Origin of the sequence: Pelistega indica (assembly GCF_000506865.1) — a bacterium.
In the GTDB taxonomy this organism is placed as follows: Bacteria; Pseudomonadota; Gammaproteobacteria; order Burkholderiales; family Burkholderiaceae_B; genus Taylorella; species Taylorella indica.
In genome coordinates this window covers 1-16,156 of sequence record NZ_AYSV01000054.1, presented here as the reverse complement: position 1 = coordinate 16,156, position 16,156 = coordinate 1, and the positions used below count along the sequence as shown (strand labels likewise).

Annotated in this window: 13 protein-coding genes and 1 pseudogene; 5 read left to right on the top strand and 9 right to left on the bottom strand. The window is 39.4% G+C overall.

The window, feature by feature from the left end:
* Positions 1-288: 288 nt before the first annotated feature.
* A complete protein-coding gene (locus tag V757_RS18440; RefSeq protein WP_023949953.1) occupies positions 289-2,202 on the bottom strand; it encodes a SurA N-terminal domain-containing protein in 1,914 nt (637 codons plus the stop codon).
* A gap of 291 nt (positions 2,203-2,493) precedes the next feature.
* On the opposite strand from V757_RS18440, the gene ugpQ reads away from it, so the two are divergent.
* A complete protein-coding gene (gene ugpQ, locus V757_RS18435; RefSeq protein WP_023949951.1) occupies positions 2,494-3,237 on the top strand; it encodes a glycerophosphodiester phosphodiesterase in 744 nt (247 codons plus the stop codon).
* Positions 3,238-3,294: 57 nt separating this feature from the next.
* Positions 3,295-4,152: a 23S rRNA (adenine(2030)-N(6))-methyltransferase RlmJ gene (locus tag V757_RS18430; protein ID WP_023949949.1), complete on the top strand. Its 858-nt coding sequence runs from the start codon at positions 3,295-3,297 to the stop codon at positions 4,150-4,152.
* Positions 4,153-4,231: 79 nt separating this feature from the next.
* On the opposite strand, the gene greB is transcribed toward V757_RS18430, so the two are convergent.
* From greB to V757_RS18405, 6 genes are all read right to left on the bottom strand, one after another.
* The gene (greB, locus tag V757_RS18425; protein WP_023949948.1) at positions 4,232-4,780 is read right to left on the bottom strand and encodes a transcription elongation factor GreB; all 549 of its coding nucleotides are present in this window, start codon (positions 4,778-4,780) and stop codon (positions 4,232-4,234) included.
* Positions 4,781-4,822: 42 nt separating this feature from the next.
* Positions 4,823-5,668: a 3',5'-nucleoside bisphosphate phosphatase gene (locus V757_RS18420; RefSeq protein ID WP_023949947.1), complete on the bottom strand. Its 846-nt coding sequence runs from the start codon at positions 5,666-5,668 to the stop codon at positions 4,823-4,825.
* Between the two features lies 1 nt (position 5,669).
* Positions 5,670-6,602 carry an alpha/beta fold hydrolase gene (locus V757_RS18415; RefSeq protein WP_023949946.1) on the bottom strand — a complete coding sequence of 311 codons (933 nt, stop codon included), beginning with the start codon at positions 6,600-6,602 and terminating at the stop codon, positions 5,670-5,672.
* A 45-nt stretch (positions 6,603-6,647) separates the two neighbouring features.
* Positions 6,648-8,090, bottom strand: a complete 1,443-nt coding sequence (locus V757_RS29580) for a DNA internalization-related competence protein ComEC/Rec2 (RefSeq protein WP_052019250.1) — start codon at positions 8,088-8,090, stop codon at positions 6,648-6,650.
* Positions 8,077-9,180 (bottom strand): ComEC/Rec2 family competence protein, encoded by a 1,104-nt coding sequence (locus V757_RS29575; protein ID WP_162146563.1) that lies wholly within the window; start codon positions 9,178-9,180, stop codon positions 8,077-8,079. The genes V757_RS29580 and V757_RS29575 overlap by 14 nt, the downstream gene beginning before the upstream one ends.
* A gap of 227 nt (positions 9,181-9,407) precedes the next feature.
* Entirely contained in the window at positions 9,408-10,223 is an 816-nt protein-coding gene (locus tag V757_RS18405; protein WP_023949945.1) for a TatD family hydrolase, read from the bottom strand.
* An 82-nt stretch (positions 10,224-10,305) separates the two neighbouring features.
* Between V757_RS18405 and ubiM the strand changes: the two genes are divergently transcribed.
* Positions 10,306-11,487 carry a 5-demethoxyubiquinol-8 5-hydroxylase UbiM gene (gene ubiM / locus V757_RS18400; RefSeq protein WP_023949944.1) on the top strand — a complete coding sequence of 394 codons (1,182 nt, stop codon included), beginning with the start codon at positions 10,306-10,308 and terminating at the stop codon, positions 11,485-11,487.
* A 174-nt stretch (positions 11,488-11,661) separates the two neighbouring features.
* On the opposite strand, the gene lolD is transcribed toward ubiM, so the two are convergent.
* Positions 11,662-12,342: a lipoprotein-releasing ABC transporter ATP-binding protein LolD gene (gene lolD, locus V757_RS18395; RefSeq protein WP_023949943.1), complete on the bottom strand. Its 681-nt coding sequence runs from the start codon at positions 12,340-12,342 to the stop codon at positions 11,662-11,664.
* Positions 12,335-13,615: a lipoprotein-releasing ABC transporter permease subunit gene (locus V757_RS18390; RefSeq protein ID WP_031274224.1), complete on the bottom strand. Its 1,281-nt coding sequence runs from the start codon at positions 13,613-13,615 to the stop codon at positions 12,335-12,337. The genes lolD and V757_RS18390 overlap by 8 nt, the downstream gene beginning before the upstream one ends.
* Positions 13,616-13,655: 40 nt before the next feature.
* On the opposite strand from V757_RS18390, the gene V757_RS18385 reads away from it, so the two are divergent.
* Both V757_RS18385 and recJ read left to right on the top strand, forming a co-directional pair.
* The gene (locus V757_RS18385; RefSeq protein ID WP_147628842.1) at positions 13,656-14,609 is read left to right on the top strand and encodes a hypothetical protein; all 954 of its coding nucleotides are present in this window, start codon (positions 13,656-13,658) and stop codon (positions 14,607-14,609) included.
* Positions 14,591-16,156, top strand: a pseudogene (recJ, locus tag V757_RS18380) (single-stranded-DNA-specific exonuclease RecJ); the annotation flags it as partial. The gene V757_RS18385 and the pseudogene recJ, both read left to right, overlap by 19 nt.

Below are 16,156 nucleotides of genomic sequence, written 5' to 3'. Positions count from 1 at the left end.
TTTTTCAGATATTACTTACTGATGATTAAGTGGTGTAAATCTATTTACACATTAGATAAGAGACTTAATTTTTTTGAATACTCTTTTAAAACGATAACTATCAAAGAAAGGAAAAGCGTTTTTCAGTCTGCTCAACCTCTATAAAACAACTATAGGCTTCTAGACTCCCAGACTATTCTTTTTTCATACCAGTCACTATAGTTATCAAAAAAGCCCATCAAGAAATTCTTTGATGGGCTTAGGTAAATTATATTGATGTAGTGTCGTTTCAACGTCTACACATTCACCTTATTGTTTTTGCTCTCCAGCAATAGCTTCTTTAGCCGCTGGCAAAAACTCTACTTTGTTTTTGGCACGTAAATTATGGGTATAAGCTTTACTTGCTTCTACACCAACAATACTCGCCAAACGAGATTTAAATTGTTGGAATAGATTTTTTAATTCTGGTTTTTCTGGTGTGACTGACTCAATCCGAGCCAATAAATAGCCATTATCTACTGATAAACCCACATAGAACGGTAATTTATCGCTAGGCGCATCCATTACTTTAGTTAATACATTATCTGGTAAATTGGTAGCAATACGGCTAACTGGTACGGCAGGCTCAAAACCATCTGTCGTAGCATTTAGCTGTGCTTGAGCCAATACACTATCACCGTCTTTCTGAGCTAGAGCTGACGCTTTTTCTGTTTTGAGTCTGCTTTCTGCTAGTCCTTTGATCTGATCCAACGTAGGAATGTGTTTAGCTACTTTATCTTTAACTCTCACAACTAAAAACTCTGATGGTGATAGCTCAATCACTCCAGAATTAAGCTGTTGGTTATACACATCAGCAGAAAAAGCTACCTCACGCACGCGTGGTGTATCGAAAATTTTCGCTAGCTCTGTACCAGCAACCGCTTTATCACCAACCTCTTCCTTGCTTAACAGACCTGTACGGCTAATTCCAGCAACTTCCTGTACTTTTAACCCTAATTGATCAACCACAGGTGCTAAAGAATCACGTTGTTCTTGAACTAAGCGAGTCAATTCAGTGGCTAAATGGGCAAACTTATCAGAAGCTAATTGTAGGCGAACTTCTTTAGTTACCTCATCTTTTACTTCAGCAAAAGATTTAACCGTTCCTGCCTCAATAGTCACTACTTGAAAAACATGGTAATCATTTCCCATTTTCACTGGTTCAGAGATACCCGGTTGTGCCAATGCAAATACTGTTGTATCTAGTTCTGGTATTTCGCCTCGACGAATCATACCTAAATCACCACCTGAATTCTTAGTACCCGCATCTAGAGAAAATTCTTTGGCTAAGGCATCAAATTGAGCAGGATCTTGTTTTGCTTTGGCAACAATCTCTTGCGCCTTAGCTAAATCAGCCACTTGAATATGTTTTAAATGGCGACGCTCCACAGTTGAAAAGCGTGCAAGATTGTTTTTGTAGTATGTTTCTAGCTCTGCCTCAGCAGGAGTCTGTACTTGTGCTACCGCTGCGTCTTGATTTAATAAAACATAGTCAAGATTTACATAATCTGGAATCTCAAATGCCTTATTATGCTGCTCATACCATTGCTTTAACTCATCATCAGATAGCGTAACATCTTTAACAAATTGCTCTGCACTAATAAAGCGGAAACGCACTAAACGCTCTTCTGTCATTGATTTCTCAATAGCACCTAATGTGGCAGCTGGTAAAATCACATTGTCTGCGATAGGATTAACTACCAACCCTAAAGACTCATAATTTCTCACATATGCCTCGTATTGTTCTGCTGTCATACCCACGCTAGTTAAAAAGCGATTATAGGCTTCCATAGAAAACTTGCCATTTTCTTGTGCTTGAGGCAATTGACTAATTTGCAAACGGACTAACGAAGCAGGCGCAGAGAATTTATCATTTACTGCTGTTTGTTCAACGACCATACGATCAGTCAAGGCATTTAACCATTGTTCACGTGCCTCTGGTGTGTCAGTTTTACTAACGTCAAATGCTTGACCCTGACTTTCGCGTAATTCATTTAATCGCTGTGTCCATGACCGGTTAAAATCCTGTTGGGTGATTTTTTGTTTATTCACGTTTACCAGTGGAACTTCATTCGTATTAAAACTTTGGTAATCAGCCACACCAAAAAAGACAAAGGATGGTACCACAAGGACAAACAAGAGTATCATCACTAGACGTGAATGGCGGCGAAAAAACTCTAACATATTATTTTCTCTTCGTTCTAGATTGCATAATTGTTTATTGATTACATCATTACTACTAGCCAATCAGTAGCCAGACAATGACATAAACTAGATTACTTTTCTATTCATATCGATAAGTAACCATCTATTCTAACAGAATATTAAAAAAATATTCCCTAAAAATATGCCATATTTGCAGAGCATGCTTTACAATACGCGTACTAGGAACCATGCGATACCCTATTAAATAAACTGGGTCGTAGTATTTGGTTCACTTGCATGTTTATCTATCTTTGTTTTTAAAGGATTATTATGTCTACAACTTGGGCTTATCCTCGTCTTATTGCTCACCGTGGTGGTGGTCATTTTGCACCAGAAAATACACTTGCCGCTATGCGCTGTGGTTTAAATTATGGCTTTGATATGGTGGAGTTTGATGCAAAACTGAGCAAAGATAATGTATTAATTCTTTTACATGATGACGATATCAAACGTACATCAAATGGCAAAGGATTAGCGGCTAAAAAAACATATGCTGAATTACTAGCGTTTGATATGGGTCAGTGGCATTCTGCCTTTTATACGGGTGAACCCATTCCTAAATTAGAAAGTATTATCCGTTTTACACAAGAAAATAATATTATTTGTAATGTTGAAATCAAACCATGCCCCGGTCGTGAAAAAATCACAGGTAAACTAGTGGCAGAGGCTGTTTCTTCTTGGTTTAAAAATGCCGAAATCCTACCTTTACTATCGTCTTTCTCAGCTGAAGCACTAGAAGCTGCCTACAAAGCAGCTCCTGAACTGCCTAGAGCTTATCTATGTGAACAATATGATGATAATGCTAAACAGATTCTAAAAAAATTAGATTGTGTTGCCGTGAATCCTCGTGAAAGCACCTTAACTGAAAAAATAATTAAAACAATTCACAAAGATGGCTACCGTATTTGTGCATGGACAGTCAATGATTATCAACGAGCTAAACAATTGCTAGCTTGGGGATGTGACGCTATTTTTACCGATGAATTAGAGCGTGTACCTGCCTCTATGGCTTAGTCGTTGCTATTACTCTAAAATACTATCTTGTTCACTTGTTAATTTTTCGAGGTTATATTGTTTAGTTATCGTCACGCTTTTCATGCAGGTAATCATGCCGATGTGTTAAAACATACCGTTTTAATTCATACATTAGATTACTTTAATCGTAAACCAACTCCCTACTGGGTGATTGATACTCATGCAGGGGCTGGTATTTATGATTTGGCTGATAAATGGGCTGAGAAAAATGCCGAATTTGAAACGGGCATCAGTCGTTTATTTGGACGTACTGACTTACCAGAAGATTTGGCGACTTATGTGCAATATATCAAGGAGTTAAACCTTGGTGAAGACCTTCAATTCTACCCCGGTTCTCCTTGGATCGCACTAGAGTATATGCGTGATAAAGATAAGTTGCGTCTATTTGAGCTACATCCTAGTGAAGTAGAAATCCTAACGGATAATATTCAACAACAAGATGCACAAATTCGTCGACAGGTCAGTATTTTTGAAAAAAATGGATTTGAGTACTTAAAATCTCAACTTCCTCCACCTACTCGCCGTGCTATTACTCTGATAGATCCTTCTTATGAAGATAAGCATGATTATCGCCATGTCATCAAGGCGATGAAAGAAGGCTTAGAACGTTTTCAGACTGGATGTTACCTTATCTGGTATCCACTCGTTCAACGCAAAGAAGTCTATGATATGGTGCAGCATCTGCAAAAATTACCCAATATTGAATGGATTAATGCATCATTGACAATTAAAAAACCGAGTAAAGATGGCTATGGCATGCATGGTAGCGGGATGTTTGTTATTAATCCCCCCTACACCCTATACCCTGCTTTAGAGCAAATATTGCCGTATCTTAAAGAACATCTCGCTGAAGATGCGCATGCGTTATACACCTTAGAACACGTTGAAAAATAAGTTGTGTTCTTACTCAAACACATGCATTATGCTCTTAAATAACAGCAATATTCACCGTTGGTACTAGGTAAATAGTGATTTATTCGTCAGGATAAATAATTTCTAATACGATTAATTCCTGCTTACCTGCTGGGGTCATTAAATGCACACTATCCCCCTCTCGTGCCTTTAATAATGCTTTTGCTACTGGTGATATCCAGCTGATTTTCCCATTTAAAGGGTCTGCTTCATCAATACCGACTATCGTAACTCGTACCTCTTCGCCGTCTTGATTCTCATAAATAACAGTAGCACCAAAAAAGACTTGATCCTTATTGGGTTGTGTAGCGGGATTAATGACCTCAGCAATTTCCAAACGCTTAGTTAAAAAACGAATACGTCGATCAATTTCCCTTAATCGTTTTTTACCATATAAATAATCCCCATTTTCAGAGCGATCACCATTGGACGCTGCCCATGCTACCACCGATACCACATCAGGTCTTTCTACTTTAACTAAATGCTCTAGCTCTTTTCTCAATACCTGATAGCCCTGCAACGTCATATAATTTTTTAACCCTTTAGGAATTAAGGCTTCCTGTGGGTCATCATTTTCTTGTTCAGTTTCTTTTACAAACGCTTTATTCATATCTTCTTATTAAGTGCTCTATCTACTATTTCTTATCATATGCTAATCATCTAGCCATTGTTCCCACACAGGGGTCAGCCCTAAGGGTAATTCAGGAACTTTACCTACATCCATCTTGCTTTCATTTGGTCCATGAAAATCCGATCCACAAGAAGCAAAAAAGCCATAATGTTTTGCCACATTAGCATATTGATGATATTGCTCAGGTTTATGTGAACCAGTCACTACCTCAATTGCCGTGCCTCCCATCAGTTTAAAGCTATGGAATAACGTAGAAAACTCACTACTAGAATATTTATAACGTCCGGGATGTGCGATAACTGCCGTCCCACCTGCTTCTGTAATCCATGTAACCGCTTCCAATAATGTTGCCCATGCACCTGGTATATAAGCAGGTTTTCCATCACCTAAATAACGGTCAAATACTTCTTGCATATGCTTACAATGACCTTGTTCAACCATATAACGTGCAAAATGCGTCCTACTTAATAGATCAGGATTTCCCGCTAAAGCAAGTGCCCCCTCGAACGCATTTTTTACCCCAAAATCTTCTAATCTAGCTGCCATAACATGCGCACGACTCACTCGGTCATCACGTATTTTTTGTAGACCATTACGTAATGCCATATTTTCTGGGTCAAAATGAAGTCCCACAATATGCACGGTTTTATTGAGCCAAGTCACTGAAATTTCTATTCCCGTGATATAGTTCATGCCCAACGCTAATGCAGCTTGTCGTGCTTCTGCTTGACCACCTACTTCATCATGGTCAGTCAAACTCCACAATGTTGCTCCATTTTCATAAGCTCTCTGAGCAAGCTGTGTGGGAGTAAGAACACCATCAGAAACCGTAGAATGGCAATGTAAATCTATACCTGAATACTCCATATCACTTATCCAATAAAAAATCCTGAACCATATCAACTTGTTCAGTCTCTAATAATGCCGGTGCATGCCCTGTCAGTGGAATATGCTTAGCCGTCGCCCTTGCATTAAAAGCGAGCATTTGCTCCACCGTTTGTGCACTCAATAAATCTGACTGTTCGCCATGAATAATCAGAATAGGACAATCAATAGCTGTATAGCATGCCCAAAGTAGATTTTCACTGACCTCAAGATACGTACTAGAATTAGCTATTTTAAATGAATCTGCCAATTTTAAATCGTATTGTGTCACCCATTGAGTACCTTCTTGTTTAAGACCTGCTCGAGCAAACGCCAACCAATGTTCATCAGACATAGGTCCAAAAGAAGCCGATACTACTTTTAATGTTTGTGCCGCCTCTTCTAAGGTATCAAACGTAACTTTTTTACCAATATAGTCACCTATACAATCAAGTGCTTGTATTTCAAGACGAGGTCCTACATCATTAAGAATAAAATGTTTAATTGGTAGTTGTGTCTGGGGAGGCAAAAACTGATTATGCCCTAAACTCATCTGTAACTGTGAACGAGCCCCCATTAGCCCAAGTCCAATTAGCCCTCCCATGGATGTACCTAGCCAATCGATATGCTCAGCGCTTAAATGGACAATCAAGGTTAACATATCAGCCACATAAAAAGGCACGGCATAATAATCTGGATTGATATGGAAGTCTGATGCCCCACGTCCCACCACATCAGGACATATCACCCTATGCGTCGTACTCATCCGACGTGCTACTTCATCAAAGTCACGCCCTGTTCGTGTAAGTCCATGCACACAAATTAATACTTTTTTATTGTGTGGATCACCCCATTCCCAATAGGCCATACGGTGAAAACCTTGAGGATTAGCACATGTCACAAATTTCAGACGGGGTTCTTGTTGAGAAGCGCTCATTTTTTACTCCCATAGTTTTTATTCACTATACCACAATGTCAGTATTTATCGATGCCAATATCGTCGTTGTTGCTGTCTCCATTGACTGACATGAAAACCTAAATAAGTGGATGCAAATAATATCTCTCCTGTTAAGGCTGTATTTAAAAATTGACTACCATGAGCAATCCATCTTTTCGCAATAATAGGATGGGGATGATGGTAACTATTGTAAAAACCCGTTTGCACAAAAGCATACTTCGCTGCTGTTTGTTGAATAAAGTGTTCACTTGATGAGCTTTTGGAGCCATGATGTGGCACTTGCACCAAGGTGTAATGTTGCCAATTTCTCATACGCTCTTGCTCTTGTAGCATATCGCCCGTCAATAGCGCACGATCATACTTCCCTTCAATAGATAAAATACAGCTTTGATAATTTTTAGACTTAATAGGAATAGTAGCTTGCTCAGCTTTATTTAAAAAACGAAACCTTACCTGATCCCACTCAAACTCCACTCCCTCTTTACATTGCTGATACATTAATTGTGGGTTTTTGCTACTAATGATTTTTCCCAAGCGGCTCTCCTCTTCATCAATAAAACGATTAACTTGAAAAGAGGCAAATACCTTTTCTAACCAAATAGTTTCCACTAAACTTGATAAGCCACCACTATGATCTAAATCAGCATGCGATATAACCACCGCATCCAACGAACGTATATGCTGAGCCCTAAGAAAAGGAATTAACACCCTTGTTCCTGACTCATAATGAGGTGAGCTTCGCAAACCAGTATCAAACAACATCGTATGATGTTTGGTCTGAATCAATATGGCTCCCCCTTGGCCAATATCTAACGCTCGAATATGCCACTCACCCTCTTGTAAGCTGTGTGGAGAAAATAAAAAACTCGGCATAAAATAAATCGGTGCTAATCGCGCATAAGGAATACCCTTGGGCATCAAGTAAATCAATAAAGCAATCCCGCTTAACACGTTAATCCACTCAGGTAATTCCCCCACATCAATAACTGCCCAAGTAAATTCACTTAGGTAACTACTTAATTGCATCACCCATTCCAATAGTTGATGACAGGTATCAGCGACCCACTGATTAAGTGTTTGCCATGGATTTAATACGCTGAATATACCTAACAACAACGCTAATGGCGTAATTAAATACCCTACTACTAAAATGGCATAGCTATTGACGATAGGAGAAATTAAAGATACCTGATGAAAAAACTGGATTAAAAAAGGCATCATTCCTATGGTTATGATACCTTGCAACAGCAACCATTCCTTGATAAAAAAACAAACTTGACTGACTCGAGTATTTTTCTTGTGATGTGTTTGTTTAAGTTTGTTTACCATGATAGATAAGATAACCACCGCCCCAAATGACAGATAAAAGCCAGTAGTTAATATTGCCCAAGGATCAAGCAATAACACAATTACCGCTGCTAACAATAATAAAAAAATCGAACTAAATTTTCGTTTACTTAACTCCACTATATAAAAAAATTAATAACATCAAAAAAGTACGTTGAGCAGGAATCCCCCAGCCTGCTAATAAACAATACAATAAAGCAACAATAACACCTATTCCTAAGGCAAAAGACTTAAGGGCGACATAATCAGCAAGTAGTTTTCGCTTATACCGTATTCTTTTGAAACAGACTAAACTCACCGCTACGGCAAGACTAGAAACCATCGTAATATGAGAGCCACTAATAGACACCAAATGAGTCATTCCAGTACGGTTAAATAGCTGCCAATCCGCTTGTGCAATACCTTGTTGGTCTCCTATCACCAAGGCTTGAATCACACCTGCATATCGCTTACCTTGTAAATAGGCTTGCATACGCTCTCTAACCCTATCTCGGACAGCCTGAATATACGTATTAAACCCTAGCTGTTGAATCGCTAATTTTTCAGGCGTCTGCTTCACCGTTCCCAATGCTCGAATATTTTCTTGAAAAAGGTAGGTCTCATTATCAAACACTCCTGTGTTCATCAAGGTATTTGGCTTTCTAAGTCGTAAACTCATTCTCCAACAGTCGCCCGGTCTTAATGTCGGCTTCGTAGCTACCTTTTTCGATTGATACAAATCAAACGTAGAGGATAGATTCCACAGCACTCTAATAGTAGAAGGAATACCCTTTATCGGCGATAGTAATTCAGCATCAAACTCTATTGAATCATCCCTATAGGTAGCTAGACTCACTACACAGAGATCTAACGTAGTGACTTTATTATCATAGTTGTCACTAAGTTGGTTATATAAGCGAGGATATGCTAGCAAAAGCACATAACAAACTGCCACACTCACCCCCAATAAGAAGCTAAAAAAACTATTTAACAAGGGAAATCTAGTGGCTAATCCTTGGTGAGTGCAGCAATATTCTCTAACCTCTCTTATTTTTGGGATTAACGGATTTTTTTCTAAAAAATACTTATTGATAGTGTCAAAATACAAACCATAAGATATGACAGCTAAACTCAACAATCCAAACAAAAGAGTCATGGTTGTAGGTAAGCTTGTTAAGCGTTGTACGGCAAAAAAACCAAGAATCATTCCCGCCAGAAATAGACTCAGCATATCAATCATCACCTAAGCCAAAAAAAGACAGCATAGAAATACCCTCTGGCTATACCATTTAACTCGCATAGTCAATTGATTATCTTAGGTGAATTTATATAAGAGCATAGGGGTAAGTGGATAGAAGTATCCAATAGGATTTTTCCGTACGTAGCAACTAAATCGCTTACTTCATCCCTACTATTGCATCTGAAATAGATAGCGGCATATTACCGTAATAAGCTACTTTACATATGACAATGATTTTTTAGACGAGGCAATACTCTTTGGGCATTTATAGCTGTTTGTTCATAGAGCTCAGCCAGTGTAATTCCTCTCAAATTCGCTATTACTTGAGCAATTTGAGGTAAAAAAGCTGGACTATTTCGTGGATTATCTTTGCTTAACCATGCAGGTGGAATATCAGGTGCATCCGTTTCCAATACTAAGCTATCTATGGGCAATTCAGTAGCTAATCGTCTAATTTGTAAAGCACGGGTAAATGTTGCTGTTCCTCCAAACCCAAGACAAAAACCCTGTTCAATATAGGCTTTTGCCTGTTGCTCGCTACCATTAAACGCATGAGCAATACCTTTTCTCACATCATATTGTCTTAAATATTTAAGTACCCGATCCTGAGATCGACGCACATGCAATAGCACAGGAAGATCATACTTTTTTGCCATCTTTACTTGTTGTTGGTAAAAAAATTCTTGTCGCTCTTTTTCCAATCCTGATGAGATTTCTGGTACAAAATAATCTAACCCAATCTCTCCTACCGCCACCAGACGTTCATCTTCTGCTTGTAAAGCCTCTTCAATTGTCTGATCCAATATTTGCAAATCCTCATCCTTGGCATAGCGTACATACATAGGATGAATACCAAGGGCGTAGTAGCCTCCTTGAAATTGATGGGCTAATGTTTTTACCGTGACAAAATTTTCACGCCATACCGCAGGAATAATTACAGCACCAACGCCTGATACTTGGCAATCACGAATAACGTCTAGGCGATCACTATCAAATTCTGGGGCATCTAAGTGGCAATGTGTATCTATTAGCATGGTTATCGTTGCAATTTGTTAAAATGGAGGCTATTGTTAAATATTTATATTGTACTTTTAGTAACCCCATTAGGGAGGCATAATGTCTTTTGACGCTGATATTATTGTGGTGGGTGCAGGGCCAGCTGGTTTAGCATTCTGCCGTTCGCTAGCCAATAGTCCCGTTTCTATTTTAGTTATAGAGAAACAGCCTGAAAGTAGTGTAAGCACACCCGCGTTTGATGGTCGAGAGATTGCTATTACCCATTCTTCTCGTCAAATTATGCAGCAGCTGGGTATTTGGGATCATCTGCCAGTAGAAGAAATTTACCTTTTAAAAGATGCCACAGTAATCAATGGTAATTCAGATTATCAACTGCATTTTGATGTTAGCCAACCTCGCATTCCTGGTGAGGGTTTAGGTTTTCTTATTCCTAATTATCGAATTAGAGAGGCGAGTTATCAAGCCATTAAAGATCAAAAAAATGTTCAAATTCGCTATGGTTTAGGTGTAAATGATGTGAGTCTTAGCACTCAAGGCGCTACCGTCACCTTAGAGAATGGTGACAAGATCAGTGCACGCATGGTGATTGCTGCAGATAGTCGCTTCTCAAACACTCGCCGTAAAATGGGTATTGGTGCTGATATGAATGATTTTGGTCGTACGGTACATGTTTTCCGTATGCGTCATACTATTTCTAATGAACATACCGCTACAGAATGCTTCCACTATGGACGTACACTTGCTATCCTACCTTTGGAAGAAAATCTTTCTAGCTGTGTAGTCACAATTGATACTCATAAATCGCATGAGATTACTGACTTAAGCCCTGAGGAGCTCGCTCAAAGTATTATGGCTCAGCTAAATCATAAGCTAGGCGATATAACATTAGATGGCAAAATCGTCAGTTACCCCTTAGTAGGTGTTCACGCCCAACGTTTCTATGGTTTATCTTGTGCTGTCATTGGTGATGCCGCTGTTGGTATGCACCCTGTGACGGCCCAAGGCTATAACTTAGGCTTACAAAGTGGGACGATTTTAGGGGGACTTATTGCCGAGGCAGCCAAAGCAGGTCACGATATTGCTTCTCCAAGTTTATTAGTCAAATACGAGCGTCAACATATGCTTAATACAAGACCGCTGTATCATGGTACAAACTTAGTTGTTAAACTCTTTACGACTGAATATACGCCTGTGAAAGTATTACGCTCAGCGGTATTGCGTTTTAGTAATAACTTCCCACCCATAAAATATCTAATTACTCGTCAGCTAACTAAAGTGTAGCGAGTGATTATTTTTTGCTTCAGTTTTGAAATAATTTCCATAAAAAAGGTCAGTTTTAAACTGACCTTTTGAACTTAGCCGTAGGGTGTGAATAAATTTCTCTTGATTAATATCAATGGACAGGCTTTCAGCATAATTGATAAAACCTATCCAACCACATAAATCACTGACTATCTACCCTCTTAATACGCCTTTCTCCATCACCAATTGACGATCGGCTAAAGCCGCTAGTTTGGGATCGTGAGTCACAATAATAAAAGCGGTATTAAACTCTTTATTAACCTCTTTAAGCAAACTAAACATACTCTCCGCTGTTTCCGTATCCAAATTACCCGTTGGCTCATCTGCTAGCACCAACACAGGGTTAGCGACCAATGCTCTCGCTAAAGCTACACGTTGTCTTTCTCCCCCAGATAACTCCCCAGGACGGTGATGGATACGCTCCGCTAAACCAACTTTACCCAATACTACTTCTGCCTGCTGACGCGCCTCAGCATAAGAAACTCTACGCATAATCAATGGCATAGCCACATTATCTAATGCTGTAAATTCAGGTAGTAGATGGTGGAATTGATATACAAAGCCTAGTTTTTGATTACGTAACTTACTACGCTGATTTTCATTCAGTTTGGCTGCATTTGTACCATCAATCCAAAGCTCCCCAGAGCTTGGCTGATCTAATAAACCCATTATATGCAATAAGGTACTTTTGCCCGATCCAGAGGCACCAATAATAGCTAGCATTTCACCTTGAGAGACAGATAAATCAACCCCTCGTAAAATTTCAAGATGCTCTGTCCCATCGAAATAAGACTTCGTCACAGCATTAATCTGTAAAACTGTTTGATTAGTCATGACGTAAAACCTCCGCAGGTTGTAAACGAGACGCACGCCAACTTGGGTATAACGTTGCTAATAACGATAACACCAACGATGTAATACCAACTGTTGCCACTTCATCAAGCTCTACTTGTGAAGGTAATTGATTAATAATATAAACACCCGGGTCAATAAAATGAGTACCAAGAAGATTTTCAATAAATGGCACAATCACATCAATATTATAAGCAATTAGACAACCTAACCCCACGCCAATGATGGTTCCCAAAATACCAATCAAAGAGCCTTGTACCAAGAAAATACCCGCAATAGATTTAGGACTTGCGCCTAATGTTCTTAAAATAGCAATATCTGATTGTTTATCTTTAACAGACATCACTAAAGAAGATAATAAATTAAATGCCGCCACAGCTACAATCAACGCCAAAATCATAAACATCATACGTTTTTCTGTTTTGACCGCTGCAAACCATGTGCGATTATCATACGTCCAGTCTCTCAAAATATATCCTGGTGGCAAACTGTTCGTTAATTCATTCGCCACTTGTGGTGCTTTAATCATATCTTTAATTTTGAGACGAGCACCTGCTATACCAGAATCTCTAAATAAGACTGCCGCATCCTTAACCGCAATAAAGGCTAAATTTGAATCATATTCAGCATGACCTGAGGCAAAAATACCTGTAACAGTGAATTGCCGCATCCTTGGTGAAAATCCCGCTAGATTCATTGACCCCTGAGGAGACATCACTAGCACGGTATCTCCAAGCTCAACGCCCAACTGAGCTGCCGCTCTAGTCCCTAGCACCATATTAAACGACCCCGGTTGTAAAGAAGCCAAATCCCCTTGTTGCATTTGCTTTGGCAAATCTGATACATCACCCTCTGATTCAGGCAAAATACCTCGAATCTCTACGCCTTTTAACGAGTCTTGACGTGCTAACATGGCACTTGCTGCCACAAAAGCAGATGCACCTACTACCTCAGGATTTTTCATCGTAAGCTCTTTGAGGTTTTTCCAATCCTCAATAGCTGTTGTCGCTGGTACACCTGGGTTATACACTTGAATATGAGGTAATACAGATAACATCCGATCTCGGACTTGCACTTGGAAACCAGTCATTACCGACAAAACAACAATCAATGCAGCGACACCCAAGGCAATCCCTGCCATCGAACTTGCCGCGACAAAAGAGACGAAGCGATCCCGCTTTTTCCCTCTTCCTTTGGATCTCGTCAATCCAGCATAACGAGAACCAATCCAAATTTCATAAGGTAAATTCACAATAATTCTTCTAATTAAAATAAATACAGGTACAATTTCAGCTATGGAAATAATTATTTTAGGGGCATTACCCCACACGACAATGGCAAAAGAAAGTGAGGCTTATTTACCTAAACAAGCCCCGCATTTTACTCGCCTATTACAAACCCATTCTGCCAGTACACAATGGTTTGATTTAGAATCCATCGGTTGCACACCTTATGAATACTATCAACTCCAAAAAGCACACTATCAACACCTTGATGGGTATTGTGCCAAAGGCTTAGGTATTCTTTACGCTTACCATAGTTCTCAGCATTTTAACACTTATCCATCAGAAAACATTTATTTAATGGAGCTAAGCCACGCTGAGATGGGATTAAATAATGCCAGTCTGTTTCTATATGATGAACTAGGTGCACAGCAAAGTGAGACCCTGCAATTATTTGAAACGGTTAAATCGCTTTTTGAACAAACACCTTTTACTTTTCTAGACCACAATCATCGCTATGCTTTAATTGATATGGGAGCTGATTTTAACCACCCATTACCAAGCCCTAGTTTATTAGCGACAGGTAATCTTAACGATTGGTATCGTCAATTATCACTACCAAGAGAATTACGTGCACTCTTAAATGAAGTACAAATGACTCTTTTTAATCATCCCGTCAACCAAGCTAGAGAACAAAAGCGATTAAAACCACTCAATCATGCTTGGATTTATGGGGGAGCGCAATTGAATCATTTTATGCAGCCTTTGTCTAACACTGAAAAACACCAGAATACCCAGACATTGATTATAGATAAATTATATTTACCTCATTTACATCAAGACTGGGGGACTTGGTTAGCCACCTTACCTAGCATTGATGAACAATTAAATTCTCATCAGAAAGAAATAGAGCAAATTCAACTAATAGGTTTTGATAGAATTGTTACCCTAACACCTGATTCGTGGGTGAAATCTATTTTTAATAACAAAAACAACTGGAAGCAATGGTGGTCTCTGTCCAAGTAAACAATCGTACCGTTAATACCTCTTACGCTGAGAAACTTATCCAGCAAGGGGTAAATCCCTTTATGGCTAAACTATGGGCTGCTCGTGGTGTATCGGATATTGCTGAGACGCAAACATCTTGGCAACAGCTTATCGCCCCCTCTTTACTCTCTCAAGTAACGAATGGGGCAAAAATTTTGGCTGATGCTATCCAATCGGGTAAACGCCTCCTAATTGTTGCTGACTATGATTGCGATGGTGCAACAGCTTGTGCAGTAGGGATACTCGGATTGCGAATGATGGGCGCCAATGTTGATTTTGTTGTGCCTAATCGTTTTGAAACAGGCTATGGCTTATCACCCGCTGTCATTAATGTGATTATGGAGAGAGTAGATCCAAAGCCAGATATTTTGATCACTGTCGATAATGGTATTGCCAGTGTCGATGGAGTTGCTGAAGCCAAAAAGTATGGCATGGAAGTCCTCATTACTGACCATCATTTACCTGGTGATATTCTCCCCGATGCATTAGCTATTATCAATCCAAATCAAAAAGGATGTACTTTCCCTTCTAAAAACTTAGCCGGTGTAGGTGTTATCTACTATACCCTAATCGCTTTACGTAGTGAGTTACGTTCACGAGGTCATTTTCAGACTATCTCTGAGCCTCGTTTGGATTCATTAGCTGATTTAGTCGCTTTGGGTACGGTTGCCGATGTCGTCAAACTAGATGCAAACAATCGAATTCTAGTGACACAAGGCTTAAACAAAATCCGTTCTGGTCAAATGCAGTACGGTATTCGAGCCTTATTTGATGTTGCGTCAACAAATCCTTACCAAGCAAATAGTATGGATTTAGGGTTTAAAATTGGGCCACGTATCAATGCCGCTGGCCGTTTAGCCGATATGAGTATTGGTATCCGTTGCCTCATTAGCCAAGACTATGATGAAGCATTATCCCTAGCCAAAGAATTAGATCAATGGAATCAAGCACGCCGTAATATTGAGCAAGACATGAGCGAGCAGGCATTAGAAGAAATAGAAAGTGATTCTTTTACACTTAAACATTCTATTTGTATTTTTAATCCCGACTGGCATCAAGGCGTAGTCGGTATTGTTGCTTCACGTTTAAAAGAAAAGTTTTGGAAACCTACCTTAGCCTTTGCACCAGGTGATGAAGGAGAAATTCGTGGTTCAGGACGCTCTGTTCCTGATGTCCACCTCAGGGATGCTCTTGACTTAGTATCAAAGCGCCACCCTAACCTCATTCATAAATTTGGTGGTCATGCTATGGCAGCAGGATTAACCATTGCAGAGCAAGACTTTACTGAATTCATTCAAGCTTTTGATAAAGCGGTTGTCGATATTAGTGGTAAAACGACTTTTTATCCCCTAATCGAAACCGATGGATCTTTAGATGTCGCTTATGCAACAGCAGAAACAGCGGTTGGCTTGAGTCAATTTGTCTGGGGTGCAGGTTTTCCTCCCCCCTTATTTAGAGATGTCTTTAGCTGTTAGAAATCAGTACGAATTATTAAAAGAAAACACCATAAAACTAACAAGTAAGAA

Bases quoted from the DNA above. Each gene is read 5' to 3' on its own strand.
- V757_RS18440 (WP_023949953.1), bottom strand. From the start codon at position 2,202: ATGTTAGAGTTTTTTCGCCGCCATTCACGTCTAGTGATGATACTCTTG.
- ugpQ (WP_023949951.1), top strand. From the start codon at position 2,494: ATGTCTACAACTTGGGCTTATCCTCGTCTTATTGCTCACCGTGGTGGT.
- greB (WP_023949948.1), bottom strand. From the start codon at position 4,780: ATGAATAAAGCGTTTGTAAAAGAAACTGAACAAGAAAATGATGACCCA.
- V757_RS18420 (WP_023949947.1), bottom strand. From the start codon at position 5,668: ATGGAGTATTCAGGTATAGATTTACATTGCCATTCTACGGTTTCTGAT.
- V757_RS18415 (WP_023949946.1), bottom strand. From the start codon at position 6,602: ATGAGCGCTTCTCAACAAGAACCCCGTCTGAAATTTGTGACATGTGCT.
- V757_RS29575 (WP_162146563.1), bottom strand. From the start codon at position 9,180: ATGCTGAGTCTATTTCTGGCGGGAATGATTCTTGGTTTTTTTGCCGTA.
- V757_RS18405 (WP_023949945.1), bottom strand. From the start codon at position 10,223: ATGCTAATAGATACACATTGCCACTTAGATGCCCCAGAATTTGATAGT.
- ubiM (WP_023949944.1), top strand. From the start codon at position 10,306: ATGTCTTTTGACGCTGATATTATTGTGGTGGGTGCAGGGCCAGCTGGT.
- lolD (WP_023949943.1), bottom strand. From the start codon at position 12,342: ATGACTAATCAAACAGTTTTACAGATTAATGCTGTGACGAAGTCTTAT.
- V757_RS18385 (WP_147628842.1), top strand. From the start codon at position 13,656: ATGGAAATAATTATTTTAGGGGCATTACCCCACACGACAATGGCAAAA.